The organism is Actinomyces israelii DSM 43320, assembly GCF_000711965.1.
GTDB classification, from domain to species: Bacteria; Actinomycetota; Actinomycetes; order Actinomycetales; family Actinomycetaceae; genus Actinomyces; species Actinomyces israelii.
In genome coordinates this window covers 38,730-53,385 of the sequence record NZ_JONS01000006.1, presented here as the reverse complement: position 1 = coordinate 53,385, position 14,656 = coordinate 38,730, and the positions used below count along the sequence as shown (strand labels likewise).

The 14,656-nt window shown below is 70.0% G+C and carries 15 protein-coding genes; 4 read left to right on the top strand and 11 right to left on the bottom strand.

The features are described 5' to 3' along the window. Window positions 1-119 precede the first annotated feature (119 nt). The 8 genes from O145_RS04265 to rpmH all read right to left on the bottom strand — a co-directional run bounded on the left by O145_RS04265 (window position 120) and on the right by rpmH (window position 6,120). On the bottom strand, window positions 120-1,475 hold the full coding sequence (locus tag O145_RS04265; RefSeq protein ID WP_043560176.1) for a ParB/RepB/Spo0J family partition protein: 1,356 nt from the start codon (window positions 1,473-1,475) through the stop codon (window positions 120-122). 2 nt (window positions 1,476-1,477) lie between these two features. Next, a complete protein-coding gene (locus O145_RS04260) occupies window positions 1,478-2,473 on the bottom strand; it encodes a ParA family protein (RefSeq protein ID WP_043560171.1) in 996 nt (331 codons plus the stop codon). Window positions 2,474-2,674: 201 nt separating this feature from the next. Next, entirely contained in the window at window positions 2,675-3,271 is a 597-nt protein-coding gene (rsmG, locus tag O145_RS04255) for a 16S rRNA (guanine(527)-N(7))-methyltransferase RsmG (protein ID WP_229118352.1), read from the bottom strand. Between the two features lie 94 nt (window positions 3,272-3,365). Next, window positions 3,366-3,941: a Jag family protein gene (locus tag O145_RS04250; protein ID WP_043560168.1), complete on the bottom strand. Its 576-nt coding sequence runs from the start codon at window positions 3,939-3,941 to the stop codon at window positions 3,366-3,368. Window positions 3,942-3,982: 41 nt separating this feature from the next. Next, window positions 3,983-5,170, bottom strand: a complete 1,188-nt coding sequence (yidC, locus tag O145_RS04245) for a membrane protein insertase YidC (RefSeq protein WP_043560167.1) — start codon at window positions 5,168-5,170, stop codon at window positions 3,983-3,985. 81 nt (window positions 5,171-5,251) lie between these two features. Then, window positions 5,252-5,581: a membrane protein insertion efficiency factor YidD gene (gene yidD, locus O145_RS04240; protein ID WP_052374657.1), complete on the bottom strand. Its 330-nt coding sequence runs from the start codon at window positions 5,579-5,581 to the stop codon at window positions 5,252-5,254. Next, complete coding sequence (gene rnpA, locus O145_RS04235; protein ID WP_084682358.1) at window positions 5,578-5,970, bottom strand: ribonuclease P protein component; 393 nt, start codon at window positions 5,968-5,970, stop codon at window positions 5,578-5,580. Before rnpA ends, yidD begins: the two co-directional genes overlap by 4 nt. A 12-nt stretch (window positions 5,971-5,982) precedes the next feature. Continuing rightward, window positions 5,983-6,120 (bottom strand): 50S ribosomal protein L34, encoded by a 138-nt coding sequence (gene rpmH / locus O145_RS17055; protein WP_084682357.1) that lies wholly within the window; start codon window positions 6,118-6,120, stop codon window positions 5,983-5,985. 369 nt (window positions 6,121-6,489) lie between these two features. Between rpmH and dnaA the strand changes: the two genes are divergently transcribed. The 4 genes from dnaA to O145_RS04215 all read left to right on the top strand — a co-directional run bounded on the left by dnaA (window position 6,490) and on the right by O145_RS04215 (window position 11,672). Next, a complete protein-coding gene (dnaA, locus tag O145_RS04230) occupies window positions 6,490-8,091 on the top strand; it encodes a chromosomal replication initiator protein DnaA (protein ID WP_043560161.1) in 1,602 nt (533 codons plus the stop codon). Between the two features lie 625 nt (window positions 8,092-8,716). Continuing rightward, window positions 8,717-9,850, top strand: coding sequence for a DNA polymerase III subunit beta (dnaN, locus tag O145_RS04225; protein WP_043560158.1), 1,134 nt, complete (start codon window positions 8,717-8,719; stop codon window positions 9,848-9,850). Between the two features lie 27 nt (window positions 9,851-9,877). Further along, the gene (gene recF, locus O145_RS04220; protein ID WP_043560155.1) at window positions 9,878-11,092 is read left to right on the top strand and encodes a DNA replication/repair protein RecF; all 1,215 of its coding nucleotides are present in this window, start codon (window positions 9,878-9,880) and stop codon (window positions 11,090-11,092) included. Beyond that, window positions 11,085-11,672: a DciA family protein gene (locus tag O145_RS04215; protein WP_043560153.1), complete on the top strand. Its 588-nt coding sequence runs from the start codon at window positions 11,085-11,087 to the stop codon at window positions 11,670-11,672. Before recF ends, O145_RS04215 begins: the two co-directional genes overlap by 8 nt. A 15-nt stretch (window positions 11,673-11,687) precedes the next feature. On the opposite strand, the gene O145_RS04210 is transcribed toward O145_RS04215, so the two are convergent. The 3 genes from O145_RS04210 to O145_RS04200 are packed head-to-tail and all read right to left on the bottom strand — an operon-like array spanning window position 11,688 to window position 14,642. Then, the gene (locus O145_RS04210; protein WP_229118342.1) at window positions 11,688-13,235 is read right to left on the bottom strand and encodes an ABC transporter ATP-binding protein; all 1,548 of its coding nucleotides are present in this window, start codon (window positions 13,233-13,235) and stop codon (window positions 11,688-11,690) included. Next, complete coding sequence (locus tag O145_RS04205) at window positions 13,232-13,957, bottom strand: energy-coupling factor transporter transmembrane component T family protein (RefSeq protein ID WP_043560147.1); 726 nt, start codon at window positions 13,955-13,957, stop codon at window positions 13,232-13,234. The genes O145_RS04210 and O145_RS04205 overlap by 4 nt, the downstream gene beginning before the upstream one ends. Window position 13,958: 1 nt before the next feature. Next, complete coding sequence (locus O145_RS04200) at window positions 13,959-14,642, bottom strand: MptD family putative ECF transporter S component (protein ID WP_043560145.1); 684 nt, start codon at window positions 14,640-14,642, stop codon at window positions 13,959-13,961. Between the last annotated feature and the right edge of the window lie 14 nt (window positions 14,643-14,656).

Here is a 14,656-nt window from a genome sequence, read left to right as displayed (position 1 = left end):
CCCGATCGACACGACTCGCATCACCACGTCGTGCAGCCCCAGCGCAAGCATGAGGAGTACACTCGCGAAAAGCCCACTCACGTGGAGCCCTCGCGGCACCGCGGCCCGACCGGCCGCGCTCAGTCCTCGTCCAGAGAGGTCCCCGGAGCGAGTGCGGTGACAATGCGCGCCAAATCGTCGTCACCGGCGAACTCGATTGTGATTCGCCCCTTCTTGGCCCCACGGGTCACCTTGACACGGGTGTCGAAAGCATCCGAGAGCCGCGTCGACAGGGCCGGAAGAGTCGCCGACCGCGTCCGAAGTGGCCTGGTACGCCGCGCATCGGGCTCGTCGTGCAGCGCCACGAGCTCCTCCGTCGCCCGCACCGAGAGCCCCTCGGCCACAATGCGCTGAGCCAGACGCTCCATGGCCGCAGCGTCGGGAAGCCCCAGCAGGGACCGGGCGTGCCCGGCGGACAGCACTCCGGCGGCGAGTCGTCGCTGCACAAGAGGCGGCAGCTTCATGAGACGCAGCGTATTCGAGATCTGCGAGCGTGAGCGCGCGATCCTCTGCGAGAGCTCCGCATGCGTGCAGTTGAAGTCCTCGAGAAGCTGCTGATAGGCGGCCGCCTCCTCCAACGGGTTGAGCTGAACGCGGTGCAGGTTCTCCAGAAGTGCGTCCCGCAGCAGCTCATCATCTGCCGCGTAACGGACGACGGCGGGGATCGTCTCGAGCCCGGCCTCCTTGGCCGCCCGAAGGCGCCGCTCGCCCATGATCAGCTCGTAGCCGGCATCGCCGTCGTCGCCGTCACTGCCCTCGCGCCGGCGCACGACGATGGGCTGGAGCAGGCCGACCTCCTTGATCGAGGCGGCGAGCTCGGAGATGTCGTCCTCGTCGAAGACCTGCCGGGGCTGGTGCGGGTTGGCGGTGATCGCGTCCACGGGCAAGTCCGCGAAGGTCGCCCCCGGGACCGGAACGAGCGTCTGCTGCTCTCCGCCGTCGGCCTCGGCGGCCCCGTCGGCTGTCTTCGCGGCCTCCGGCTCCTTCTTCTCCACGACGGCGGAGGCGGCAGCCGTTCGAGACCCACCCGGGTGGGCCGCGGGCTCCTCGGCGGGCTCGCTCGCCGATGTTTCACGTGAAACTCCCCCGGTCGCACGGTTGCGCTTCGTCCTCGACGCGGTCCTCTTCTCCGCGCCGTCGGACTGCGAGCTCCCGGCCGTGGCCCGCCGCCCCGTCCCCCTCGACGTCGATCTTCTCGTTCTCCTTGGAGGCGCCAGGAGCGTCGCCGCGATATCGTCCGACGTGCGCCGAGCATCTCCGCCCCTGGACTCCTCGTTGGTCTCACCGCCTGTGGGCGTCGTGGCGCTCTCCGCGGAGGGCTCGTCCCGCGACTCGGGAAAGAAGACGTCCGTGGGACGCGCCGACGGCGTCTCCGTCTGCGTCTCAGGGATAAGGGCCTGAAGTCCCCGTCCAAGCCCGCGCCTCTTCTGCGCCATCGTCACGCCTCCTGTACGTCGTCTGCGATACCCGCAATGTCTGCGGTATCTGCGATATCGGTGTCGTCTGCGTCATTTGCGTCATTGCCGCCGACCGTTGCCGAGGTCTTCTCCCAGCCGGCCACCCCGCGCTGAGCGATCTCCTGGGCGAGCTGCTTGTAGGCCACAGCGCCTGAGCAGCGCGGATCCCAGAAGACCACGGGCGCGCCGAAGGACGGCGCCTCGGCCACACGGACCGACCGCGGAATGCGCGTGTGGAGCGCCGCACTGGGGAAATAGGTCCGGACCTCCTCCTCGACGTCCCGAGCCAGGGTCGTGCGCTTGTCGAACATGGTCAGCGCGATCATGGACACGGCGAGCGCCGGGTTGTGAATCCGCGCAATGCGGTCCACCGAGCGAGTGAGCAGCGCCAGACCCTCCAGGGCATAGTACTCGGCCTGCATGGGAATGAGGACCTCCCCCGCTGCGACAAAGGCGTTGATCGTCATCAGTCCCAGGCTCGGCGGGCAGTCGATGAGCACGTAGTCCAGTCGGGGCAGACCGGCGGCCTCCCTGCTGGCGAGGTACTCCTGCAAGGCGTGGTGCAGGCGCGACTCGCGTTCCGGGGTGCTGATGAGCTCGATCTCGATCGCCGCCACGTCGATCGTCGCGGGGACGCACAGCAGGGTCTGCGAGAACTGCGTCGCCACCACGACCTCGTCGATCCGGGTCCCATCGACGAGGACGTCGTAAATGGACACCTGATCATCATCGTGGGCCACACCGAGCGCCGTCGAGGCATTGCCCTGGGAATCGGCGTCGATGACCATCACGTGAAGCCCGGCCTCCGCCAATGCCGCCGCGACATTGACCGTCGTCGAGGTCTTGCCGACCCCGCCCTTCTGATTGGCGATGGCAATAATACGAGTCTGATCCGGATGCGGGAAGCGCACTCCAGCGAACTCCTCCAGCGCCGAGTGGTCGGCACGCAGCTGCTCGAAGATAGACGATCCCGACAAAACTGTTCTCCTCGGACGACATCCCCGACCGCGTTCACGGCCCGGGCACTTCAGTCTACGTGAGCCGGACGACGCCGACGACGAGCCCCGCCGCGCACGTCACGCATTAATGGCGTTTCCTCGGATTGTGACCCCGCGCCGCCGCCGAGTCCCCGGTTCGGCCGCCATCCTGCACGTATACCGCGCCAGCCGGGATGCCCCTCACCGCCTGGGACGACGCACCTCGACGACACGCGTGACCTCCTCGCCCGGTGTCACGACCTCGTGAATGACCGCCGGCTTCAACCTGGCCTTCTTAATGACGTACTTCGCAGCCTCGACCTCCTCCTCCGCCTTGGCCCCCTTGAGCGCCAGCAGTCTGCCTCCCTGACGCAGCAGAGGCGCCGTCAGGCGCACCAGCTTGGTCAGATTCGCGACGGCGCGGGCGGTCACGGCGTCGAACCGGTCCCGGACCTCCTCGGCACGGGCCCGGTGCACGGTGACATTGTCCAGATCGAGCTCGCTCACCACGTACGTGAGCCATTCGACCCGCCGCTCCATTGTTTCTATAAGCGTTACCTCTAGATCGGGGCGCAGAAGCGCCACGACAACCCCGGGGAATCCCGCGCCGGAGCCGACGTCGACCACCGTCCCGCGCCTGGGCAGGAAGGGCGTCAGCGCGGCGGAGTTGACAATGTGGCGAGTCCACAGCCGAGGCAGCTCTCGCGGCCCCACCAGTCCACGCAGCTCGCCCTCGGCGCCAAGCATCTCGGCGAAGCGCTCCGCGCCGGCAAAGGCGAGCCCGAAGAGCTCATGCATCTCATCCGTAGGCTGCTCCACCTCGACCGCGTTCCCGCCCGGGTCTCCGATCGAGCCCGCACCCGCCGCCCCACCGTTCACGTCCTGACCCATATCAGTCCCCTTCGGACGCCTCGGCCCGATCATCGACGGCCTGGTCCGCATCGGGCTCGTCGTCATCCTCATCGGCGGGCATGACGACGACATGGCGGTGCGGCTCGACCCCCTCGGACTCGGAGAACAGGCCCTCGGCGGCGACGACGTCGTGGCAGACCTTGCGCTCGAAGGGGTTCATGGCCTCCAGCGACACGGTCTCACCGGTGGCCAGGACCCGCTTGACGGCCTCCTGCGCGATCTTCGCCAGCTCGGTGCGACGCGCGACGCGATAGCCATTGATGTCGAGCATGAGGCGCGACCGGTTGCCGGTGCGGGCCTGCACCGCCAGGCGGGTCAGCTCTTGCAGGGCCTCGAGCACCTCGCCGTCGCGCCCCACCAGGTCGGCGAGCTCGCGAGCGTCCCCCTCCTCCGAGGCGACCACTGCGATGGAGGCGCGCCCATGATCGATGTCAATATCAATATCCCCACCGAGGTCGGCGATATCGAGAAGCTCCTCGAGGTAGTCGGCGCCGACCTCGCCCTCCTCCTCAAGGCGCTTGACGGTACTACTGGACGGGGCGGTGTTGTCGCTCATGGCGGGTCCGTTCTCCTCAAATCAAATCTCGGAGCTGCGGGTCAGCTCCGGCGCTTCTTCTTCTGAGCCTTGCGACGCTGCGCGGCGCGCTTTCGCTCACGCGCGCGCCTCTCGTAGCGGCGCCGCGCGATCTCCTCATCCGTCAGGCCCCCCGGCCTGCGTGACGACGAGCCCCCGGCGGCGGTGCCGGCAGTGTCAGCAGCGTCGTCGGCCTCATCGGCGCCCTCGCGCCCCTCCGCGGCACCCGACGACGCCCGTCCGGCTCCCTTCTTCTGACGGTCCTTGCGCACCGGCTGCGACCGCTGGCCGCCGGCCCTGGCGGTCCCATCGGCCTCGGCCTTGGCCCGCTCCTCCTCCTCAAGAGACGGCAGGCCCTTGCGCGCCCGCTTGGCGTTCTCACGGGCGCGGAACTTCTTCTCCGCCTCCGAGCCGGGAGCCGGCATGCGATTGATCGTGTAGAACTGCTGCCCCATGGTCCACAGGTTCGAGGTCACCCAGTAGATCAGCACGCCGATCTGGAACTGCACGCCGGTGAATGCGAAGAAGAGCGGCATGACCGTCATCATCATGCGCTGAGAGCGCATCATGGGATTGTCCGAGCTCTTGGAGGACTCGGGCATGTTCTTCATGCTCAGCTGCGCCATCGTGTACCACTGGGTGGCGCTCATGGCAATGATCATAATGACCGTGACGACCTTGACGGTCAGGTCCGAGGAGTTCATAAAGGACGAGGACAGGCTCGCCCCGAACACGGTGGAATGCTGGACGTCATTCGCCAGCTCGGCCGTGAGCGGGCCGATCGAGTCCTGCCCCTCGTAGGTCCCCTCGGCAATCGCCTGAAGATTCGCCAGCACCCGGAAGAGGGCGAAGAAGATCGGCATCTGAATGAGGATCGGCATGCACGAGGAGAACGGGTTCGTCCCGTGCTTGCGGTACAGCGCCATCATCTCCTCCTGCTGGCGCTGCCTGGAGGCGGGATCCTTCTTCCCCTTGTACTTCGCCTGCAGCGCCTGGAGCTCGGGCTGCATGAGCTGCATGCCGCGGCTGGCCCGGATCTGCTTGACGAACAGCGGCATAATGAGAATGCGCACGAAGATCGTCAGGCCGATAATCGACAGCACCCAGGCCACGCCCGGCCCATCGTGCAGACCGATGAGCAAGAGGAACTTGTGGATGTAGACCATGACCCAGGCGACGGCGACCTTGAGGGGCCACAGGATCGTGTCCATTGCACTCCTAGCTGTAAGGCGTGGCGGGCGCCGGCAGTGCGGCCCCGCCGACCGGGATGTCCGGCCTGCTCCCGATGCGGGTCATCCGGCGGATTGGTCGATCTCGAATCGGGGAACGTCATGGGGATAGTGGTAGCGCCACCGGCCCGGGTCGGGCACATGGTCGACGCCGCCGGGGGTCAGGGGGTTGCACCGCGCCAGCCGCCAGGCCGCCAGCAGGACGCCCTTGAGCGCCCCGTGGACGCGGACCGCCTCGACGGCGTACGCGGAGCAGGTCGGGTAGTACCGGCACCGGCGCGGCAGGGCCGGGGAGATGCACGCCTGGTAGAAGCGCACGGGAGCGGTGACCACGCGTGCGGCGCGATCATGAACCCGATCACGAGTCCCAGACCTGCTCGCCCACGGACTCATCTTCGGCCCCGCCCCGGCCGGTCGTTGCACCGGCCCCGGCGGGCCGCCTCACGGCTGCGGGTGAGCAGACGATCGAGGTCGGCCCCCAGCTCGTCGCTCGTGGCGCCCTCGGCCCCGGCCAGGCCCCGCACGACGACTCGCGCCCCCGGCTCGATGGCGTCCACGCGCGCGCTCATGAGCGCGCGGACACGGCGCTTGATCCGGTTGCGGTGGGTGGCCCGCGAGATCTGCTTCTTGGGGACGACGACGCCGACGAGCGCCGGAGTGGTCTCCCCGGTCTCGCCGGCGCGGTAGTGGATCACCAGCCTGCGGCTGCCGGTGCGCACGCCGAACCGTACCGCGGTGAAGAAGTCTTCACTCCGCAGCATTCGGTGCGCCGCCGGAAGCACCTTCTTAACCGGCTAGGCGGCGAGACGTGCACGGCCCTTGCGGCGGCGCGCGGCGAGAACCGCTCGGCCGGCGCGGGTGCTCATGCGCTTGCGGAAGCCGTGCACCCTAGCACGGTGGCGGTTGTTCGGCTGGAAGGTCCGCTTGCTCACGGGTGTACTCCTGGTCGGATGATCGGAACCGTGCATCACGGGATCGCGACACGGTCGCCCGCACCGGCTGCCCCATGGACCGGGACGTGACTCCGTGCGAACGTCCGCACCACAATACGGCCGTCTTTTCCGCAGGGTCAAACGATCCTGCGGCATCGGCGGTGAGAGTCCCGACACGCCGTCGCCGTCCGTCTGCCGCTCATCCGCCGCCGGCGCTCGCACGGCCCCCGGAGACAGGACACGCGGCGCCGTCCCGCCCGCGCTGTCCCCAGGTGGGGATGATCCTGTGGATAGACACAAGTGTGGACAACCCTGTGGAAAAACCCCATGATGTGAACCTCCATCGCCCCCACCCGTCAGGAGCACGCCGTGCCAGACGAAACGACACTCAAGTGGCAGTCGGTCCTGGAGATCCTGTCGGACTCCACCGAGCTGAGCACCGGCAAGCTCTCCATTATCCGGATGACGCGCGTCATCGACGTCGACGGCACCCTCGTGCTCGTCGCCGGCTCGCCCTTCACCAAGAGCAAGGTCGAGGAGGCGCGCGCCACCATCAGCCGGGCACTCACACAGGTCTGGGGCCGGAAGGTTCCCTTCGAGGTGACCGTCGACACCTCGCTGGACGCCGGGGCGCCCGCACCGACCATGACCGTCACGCGCCCGCAGGCACGGCCCGTCCAGCCCCGCCTGGACCTGTCCTCGACCCTGGCCGAGTCCGACGCGCCCGAGCCCGTCGTGCGCGCCCGTCCGCCCGCCGTCGAGCCCCCCATGGCTCCCGGAGCCGCCGGGACCGCCGGCCGGCACGCCCTGCAGTCCTCGCGCTCGACGCGCTCAGGAGCACCGTCCTACGTCACCAACCCCGCCGCCGCCTTCGCCCGGCCCGAGACCCCTCAGGCCTTCGACAAGAGCTCCCACCTCAATCCCCGCTACACCTTCGACAACTACGTCATGGGCGACTCCAACCGTTTCGCCTTCGCGGCCGCGCTCAAGGTGGCCGAGCAGCCCGGAAACCCAGACCCCGACCGCTCCGCCGGCGCCTATAACCCGTTATTCATATACGGCGGCTCGGGCCTGGGTAAAACTCACCTGCTGCACGCCATCGGCAATCACGCCCGCTCCCTGTACCAGGACATGGTCATTAAGTACGTCTCCTCCGAGGAGTTCGTCTCCGACTTCATCTCCTCTGTGGCCGAGGGCACGATGAACGACTTCAAGCGCCGCTACCGAGACGTCGATATCCTCTTGGTCGACGACGTCCAGTTCCTGGGCGGCAAGGAGCAGACCCTGGAGGAGTTCTTCCACACCTTCAACACCCTCTACATGGCCAACAAGCAGGTCGTGCTCACCTCCGACCTGCCCCCCAAGGACCTCAAGGGCTTCGAGAAGCGCCTGCTGTCGCGCTTCGAGTCCGGGCTGACCGTCGACGTCCAGCCCCCGACCCTGGAGACCCGCACCGCGATCCTGCGCAACAAGGCCGGCGCCGAGGGCGTGGACCTGCCCCTGCCCGTCCTGGAGTACATCGCCAGCCGGGTCACCACCAACATCCGCGAGCTCGAGGGGGCGCTCATCCGCGTCACCGCCTTCGCCTCCCTGACCGACCAGCCCATCGACCAGACCCTGGCGGAGATGGTGCTCAAGGACATTATCGCCAGCTCCGGCGGCGGCGAGATCACCGCCGCCTTGGTCATGACGCAGACGGCCGACTACTTCGGCCTGACCATCGAGGACCTGCGCTCCAAGGACCGCGCCCAGACCATGGTGCACGCCCGCCACATCGCCATGTACCTGTGCCGCGAGCTCATCGAGATGTCCACGACCAAGATCGGCAAGGAGTTCGGCGGCAAGGACCACACGACCGTCATGAGCGCGAGCCGCAAGATCAGCACGCAGATGGCCGAGCGGCGCGACACCTACAACCAGGTCCAGGAGATCACCGCCCGCATCAAGCAGGCCGCCCAGGCCCCCCGCTGAGGGCCGGGGGCGACCCGCGTGGCCCGGCCGGCCCGGAGCCACAGGGCCCCGCCGGGCGCCGGGAGAGACCCCGCGCGCCGGCGCCCAGGCGGGACGGAGGGGGCCGGCCGCCCAGGCGGCCGGGCCACGCCGAGCGCCGTCGTCGAGGGCCTCTGCTCAGTCCAGGCCCGCGCCGCCGTCCCTCCCCGCACCCCGGTGGAGCGGGGCGTCCGTGTCCCACACCCCGCTCCACCGGCCTGGGGACGAACCTGCGCGCTCCGGTGGACAACCGGCCTCCTGATGTGGACGGCGGCCGCCCGGGATGTGGGCTCGCAGACAGGTGCCGGGGGAAAACCACCGCCGACCGGCCGGCTCCACCGAACCACTCTCTTGTGGTTCCACACCCCGCACCCGCGCCGTTCCGGGCCGGATCGGACTTATCCCCAGAATCCACACCTCCTAATACCCCTACTGAACCTCATCTACACGATCCATCTCCACAGCCCGTACGAGAGGACCGACCGACCCCGAGCACACCGGTATCCGGCATGTGGACGCGCCCGGCCCTCATACGTCTAGACTCCACCTGGATAGTTCTGCCCCTGACCGGGAGACCGAACCGCATGCTCACACAAGGAGGCGCCCTATGAAGCTGAGGGTCGACCGCGACGTCCTGGCGGAGGCCGTCACCTGGACCGCCCGCTCGGTGCCCGTTCGCCCGCCCGTTCCTGTCCTGGCCGGTGTGCGCCTGGAGGCCACGCCCGCCTCCCTCATCCTGGCCTCCTTCGACTACGAGGTCTCGGCGCGGTGCGAGGTCGCCGCCGACGTCGAGGAGGAGGGTGTCGTCCTGGTCTCGGGCCGTCTGCTGGCCGACATCGCTAAGGCCCTGCCCTCCAAGCCCGTGGACATGGAGGTCGAGGGAACCAAGGTGACCGTCTCCTGCGGCGCCGCGCACTTCTCCCTGGCCGCCATGGCCGCCGACGACTACCCCGCCCTGCCGGTCATGCCCGGGGTGGCCGGCACGGTCGAGGCCCATGACCTGGCCCAGGCGGTCGCCCAGGTCTCCATCGCCGCCTCGCGCGACGAGACCCTCCCCCTGCTCACCAGTGTGCAGATGGACGTCGACGGCGAGTCCCTGACCCTCATGGCCACCGACCGCTACCGCCTGGCGGTGCGCGAGATGACCTGGTCCCCGCAGGACGCCGGCCTGACGACGCACGCGCTGCTCAAGGCCCGCACCCTGTCCGACGTCGCCAAGTCGCTGACCTCCACCGGCAAGGTGACGGTGGCGCTGACCGACCCCGACTCGGCGACCTCCAGCCTCATCGGCTTCGAGGCCGGCGGGCGCCGCACCACCAGCCTGCTCACCGACGGCGACTACCCGCCGGTGCTGCGGCTGTTCCCGGAGTCCACAACCATCCACGCCACCGTGGGGCGCGAGGAGCTCATAGGCGCAGTGCGCCGGGTCAGCCTGGTCGCCGACCGCTCCACACCCATCCACATGGCCTTCACCGACGGCAACCTGGCGCTGGACGCCGGTCAGGGCGACGACGCCCAGGCCTCCGAGCAGCTCATGGCCCACCTGGAGGGCGAGGACATCACCACCGCCTTCAACCCCAGCTACCTGGTTGACGGCCTCGGCGCGATCACGCAGCCCTACGTCAAGATCGACTTCACCCACCCGTCCAAGCCCGCGGTCCTGACCGGCATGAGCGCCATTGACGGCGAGGAGGACGCGTCCTTCCGCTACCTGCTCATGCCGATCCGGTTCGGCGCCTGAGCGGGACGGGCGCGACCGTGGACGCCTGTGTACGTCTCAGACCTTGCACTCAGTGACTTCCGCTCCTACGACGAGCTCGTCCTCGCCCTGGAGCCCGGCCCCACGGCCTTCATCGGGCCCAACGGGCAGGGCAAGACCAACCTCGTCGAGGCGGTCGCCTACCTGTCGACCCTCTCCAGCCACCGGGCCGGCGCGGACACCGCCCTGGTGCGCCGTGCCCCGCCGGGCGAGCCGCAGCCCGGCGGAGCGGTCGTGCGGGCCAAGGTCGTCCACGGCGGGCGACCCAGCGTCCTGGAGATAGAGATCATCGCCGGCAGGGCCAACCGCGCCCGGCTCAACCGCGGCGCCGCGCGGCCCCGCGACCTGCTGGGCATCCTGCGCGCCGTCGTCTTCGCCCCAGAGGACCTCGCCCTGGTGCGCGAGGAGCCGGGGGTGCGCCGTCGTTTCCTGGACGACCTGGCCGTGACCCTGCGCCCCGCGCTGGCCGGGGTGCGCGCCGAGCACGACAAGATCCTCTCCCAGCGCGCCAGCCTGCTGAAGGCGGCCCGCGCCGCCCGCCGGTCCGGGGGCGTGCCGGCCTCCATGATCTCCAGCCTGGAGGTGTGGGACGCCCAGCTGGCCGCCGCCGCCGCCCGGCTCATGGCCGCGCGCACCGACGTCGTCGCCCGGCTGCGCCCGTGGGCGGCCGCCTCCTACGAGCGGGTCAGCCAGGGCCAGTCGGCCGCGCGCCTGTCCTACCGCTCCAGCCTGCTGCTCCACGAGGGCCGCCCGGAGCCCGGTCCGCGCGACGAGGCGGCCACGGCTGCTGAGGCCGAGCTGGCCGACGTCGCCACCACCGCCGCGCGCCTGGAGACGGCCATGGCCGGGATGCGCGGCCGCGAGATCGACCGGGGGGCCAACCTGGTCGGCGCGCACCGCGACGACCTGATCCTCCACCTGGGCGACCTGCCCGCCAAGGGCTTCGCCTCCCACGGCGAGCAGTGGTCCCTGGCGCTGGCGCTGCGGCTGGCCTCCTACGAGATGCTGCGCCACGACGTCGATGCCTACGGCGGCGACGGGGAGCCGGTACTCATTCTCGACGACGTCTTCGCCTCCCTGGACGCCGGGCGGCGCGCGGCGCTGGCCGACGTCGTCGCCGGGGCGCAGCAGGCGCTGCTGACCGCGGCCGTGGACGACGACGTGCCCGCCGCGCTGGCCGGCACGCGCTACCGGGTCTCCGCCTCGGGAGTCAGCCGTGGCTGAGGCGGGCGACGCCCTGGCCATGCGGGCGCTGGCCCGGGAGCGGGGCCATGCGTGGAACGCGGGCGAGATCCGCAAGGCCCTGTCGCGCCAGGCGTCGGGTGAGGACGGCGTCGCCGCCTGGGACGCCCGGCGCGCGGCGCGCGGCTCCGGCGAGGGCGACCCGAGCGACCGGGGCCCCGGCCTGCCGCCCGGGCGCGACCGGCCCGGGCCGACGCGCTTCGACCCGCGCACCGGCAAGAGCGACCTGCGGCGCTACGCCGAGAGACACGGCTGGGCCGGGCACCTGGCCGTGGCCTCGGTGTCGGTGCGGTGGCAGGAGATCGTCGGGGCACGGATCGCCGAGCACGCCGTCGTCGAGAGCTTCGAGCCGGGACGACTGACGCTGCGCGCCTCCTCCAGCGCCTGGGCGCAGCAGCTGCGCCTGCTCCTGCCCACCATTGAGCGGCGGGTGACCGAGGCCCTGGGGCGCGGCGGCGGCGCGGTCGACATCCGGATCATGGGCCCGGGCGGACCGACCTGGCGCAGCGGCCGCTTCGGCGCCGCCCGGGGCGGCCGCGGGCCCCGGGACACCTACGGGTAGACGGCGCGGGGCGGCTCAGGCGGGGGCGAGTGGGCGCATCTGAACGACGCTGTCGGCGCAGGCGTCCAGCAGCTCCTCGTCGTGGGTGACGACGACGACCACCTTGCTGGACCCGGCGAGGTCGCGGATGGTGCGGGCCGTGGAGCGCAGGTGGCGGTAGTCCAGGCCCGAGGAGGGCTCGTCGAAGACGTAGACCTCCTTGTCGACCATCTGCGCGGCGGCGATCACCAGGCGCTGCTTCTGACCGCCCGACAGCGACATGGGGTGGCGCCCGGCCACCTCGGCCAGGCCGTGGTCGGCCAGGATACGCTCAATGCGGTCCTCGTCGAGCTTGTCGGCGGGCACGCCCAGGGCGAGCTCCTCGCGCACCTCGGCGGCGAAGAGCTGGCGGTGGACGTCCTGCATGACGACGTAGCCGAGCCTTGTGCGCTCCTTGGCGCGCAGCACCCGGCCGTCCAGGCGGATCGCCCCTTTGGCCCGCTCCAGGCCGACCAGCACGCGCGTAAGGGTCGACTTGCCGGCCCCGTTGGGGCCGACCAGCGCGGTCACCCGGCCGCGCGGCAGCCTGAGGCGCGGGATGTCGAGAACCCGGTGGGAGCCGTAGGAGAAGCGCAGGTTCTCCAGCTCGAGCCCGCCCTGGGACGACGGCGCGCCGGCGGGCTCGTCCGACGTGCTCGTCCCCGGCCTCTCCTCGCCCCCGCCGGTGCCGGCGTCGTGGGTGCCGGCGTCGTGCAGGACGACGGAGGGGCGTATGGGCGTCACCGGGCGGAGCGAGCGCAGCCCCAGGCCGGTGCGCTCCTGCTCGCTCATCGCCCACAGGCGCTCGGCGGGCATCTCGCGCACGATCCCGCCGCCGTCGAGCAGGATCACGCGGTCCACGATGCCGCGCAGGTAGGACAGGCGGTGCTCAGCGATGACCATGGTCGCGCCTGAGGCGTGCAGGTCGGAGAGCACGCTGCGCAGAAGGTCCACCGACTCCGCGGACAGGTTCGAGGTGGGCTCGTCGAACAGGTGCACCCGAGGCTCGACGACCATGGCGCAGGCGCAGGCCACAAGCTGCTTCTGGCCGCCCGAGAGGCGGAAGAGGCCGGCGTCCAGGAGGTCGTCGATTCCCGTGCGCCTGGCCGAGACGGCCAGGCGGGCACGGATCGTGTCCGGGGCCATTCCGAAGTTCTCCGGGCCGAAGGCGAGCTCGCTGCGCACCTCGGAGGTGAAGAACTGGGTGCGGGGGTTCTGGAAGACCGTGGCGACCCGCCGGCCGGTCACGTCCAGCGGCGAGGCGGGGGCGTTGATCCCCGCGACCATCACGTCACCGGTGAGGGCGCCGGGGTGGAAGTTGGGCACCAGGCCGTTGATGAGGCGCAGCAGCGTCGACTTTCCGCAGCCGCTCGGGCCGCACAGCAGAACGCACTCGCCCGGTGAGACGCGCAGGCTCACGTCCTCCAGCCCGAGCACCATGCTCCTGAGACTCTCGGCGGCGTCCTCAGAGCCGTAGGAGAAGGACACGTGGTCAATGCCGATCATGTCTGTCGGGGCATCGGTCGTATCAGGCGCGTCGGTCATGACATCACCCCCCTGACGAAGACGAGCATAATGAGGAAGGACATGGCCAGGCCCACGACATCGGATGTGCGGAAGCGCAGGTCGGTGATGGTGGTGCGCGAGCGTGTCCCGCCCAGGCCCCGGGTGAGCGCTGAGGCGGCCAGCTCGTCGCCGATCCGGGTCGCCGAGACGAGGAAGGGCACCATAATGTGCTCCACCGTCGTCAGCGGCTCGCGCAGGAACCCCCACTGGCTCGTGTGAAGACGGCGCAGGCTGACCGCCTGGACGACGGCGGTGAGCTCCTCGGCCAGGGTCGGGAAGAACCTCAGCATGACAGCCAGGGGGATGACGACGGCGTCGGGCGCTCGCAGCCGGCGCAGACCCTCGATGAGCTCGGAGGGGGTCGTGGACCGCACCAGGTAGACGCCCATGGTCAGGACCGTGACGAAGTTGCCCATGAAGAAGCCGACCGCCCCCACGGTGTGCCACACCGGCCCGCCCAGGACCTGCGTTCCCAGGAGCTGGGTGCCGCGGCAGACCATGAAGATCAGGGCCTGGATTCCCAGGGCGCGCCATGACCCGATGGTGGCCAGCAGGAGGGCCGCGCAGACGAAGGCCACCAGGGAGGCCGTCTGATCGACCCGCGTCAGGGCCGCAATGTTGACCACCATGACGAGCAGGAGCTTGGTGCGGGGGTCGAGGCGGAGCCGCCCCCTGTGCGCGGAGGCCGCGAGGATCTGCATGTCAGGCGATGCCGGCGCGCACGAAGTGCTTGCGCAGCATCTTCTGACCCAGCAGCCCGCCCAGGCAGGAGGCCAGGAAGACGAGGACGAGCAGCCCGGCCATGAAGGTCGGGGAGAACAGGGTGTCCCAGGCCCGGGCGTAGTCCTCGCCCATCTGCTTGCTGATGTTGGCGATGTAGGCGTTGTGCTGGAAGTACAGGGGCAGCATCGGGCCGGCGACCCACAGGGAGAACACGCCGTAGGCGATCACCGAGGCGCGGGCGGAGCGGTAGCGTCCGCCGGCCAGGACGAGCTCGGCCAGCGCGGAGAAGACGGCCGCCGTGAGCAGCGTGGTCCAGGCGTGGCCGGTCAGCACCATGAGCAGGGAGGACACGATGGCGGTGAGGAAGACCATTCCGGGCTTGCGGATGCGGGTGACGTAGAGGGCGAAGACGATGCCGTTGGCGAGGCTGCCGAGCACAATGCCGACGGCGTGAACGGCGGGCCCGAAAAAGCCGAGCATGCCGAAGCCGAAGAAGACGACGAAGTACAGGGCGGTGAAGATGCCGACGGTAATGAGGTCCTTCGGCTTGAGCGAGCGGCCGGCCGAGGACCCCGACGGCCCAGATGGCCCAGTACCCGTGGCTGCGGGCGTCGATGTCGCGGAGGCAGTGGGAGTCGCGGGAGTCTTGGGATCTGCGGACATGGGAGATGGCCACC

Excerpts from the sequence above, each read along its gene's own strand:
- O145_RS04210 (WP_229118342.1), bottom strand. The coding sequence starts at position 13,235 with ATGACCGACGCGCCTGATACGACCGATGCCCCGACAGACATGATCGGC.
- O145_RS04200 (WP_043560145.1), bottom strand. The coding sequence starts at position 14,642 with ATGTCCGCAGATCCCAAGACTCCCGCGACTCCCACTGCCTCCGCGACA.
- dnaN (WP_043560158.1), top strand. The coding sequence starts at position 8,717 with ATGAAGCTGAGGGTCGACCGCGACGTCCTGGCGGAGGCCGTCACCTGG.
- O145_RS04250 (WP_043560168.1), bottom strand. The coding sequence starts at position 3,941 with ATGAGCGACAACACCGCCCCGTCCAGTAGTACCGTCAAGCGCCTTGAG.
- yidC (WP_043560167.1), bottom strand. The coding sequence starts at position 5,170 with ATGGACACGATCCTGTGGCCCCTCAAGGTCGCCGTCGCCTGGGTCATG.
- O145_RS04205 (WP_043560147.1), bottom strand. The coding sequence starts at position 13,957 with ATGCAGATCCTCGCGGCCTCCGCGCACAGGGGGCGGCTCCGCCTCGAC.
- yidD (WP_052374657.1), bottom strand. The coding sequence starts at position 5,581 with ATGAGTCCGTGGGCGAGCAGGTCTGGGACTCGTGATCGGGTTCATGAT.
- O145_RS04265 (WP_043560176.1), bottom strand. The coding sequence starts at position 1,475 with ATGGCGCAGAAGAGGCGCGGGCTTGGACGGGGACTTCAGGCCCTTATC.
- rsmG (WP_229118352.1), bottom strand. The coding sequence starts at position 3,271 with ATGCATGAGCTCTTCGGGCTCGCCTTTGCCGGCGCGGAGCGCTTCGCC.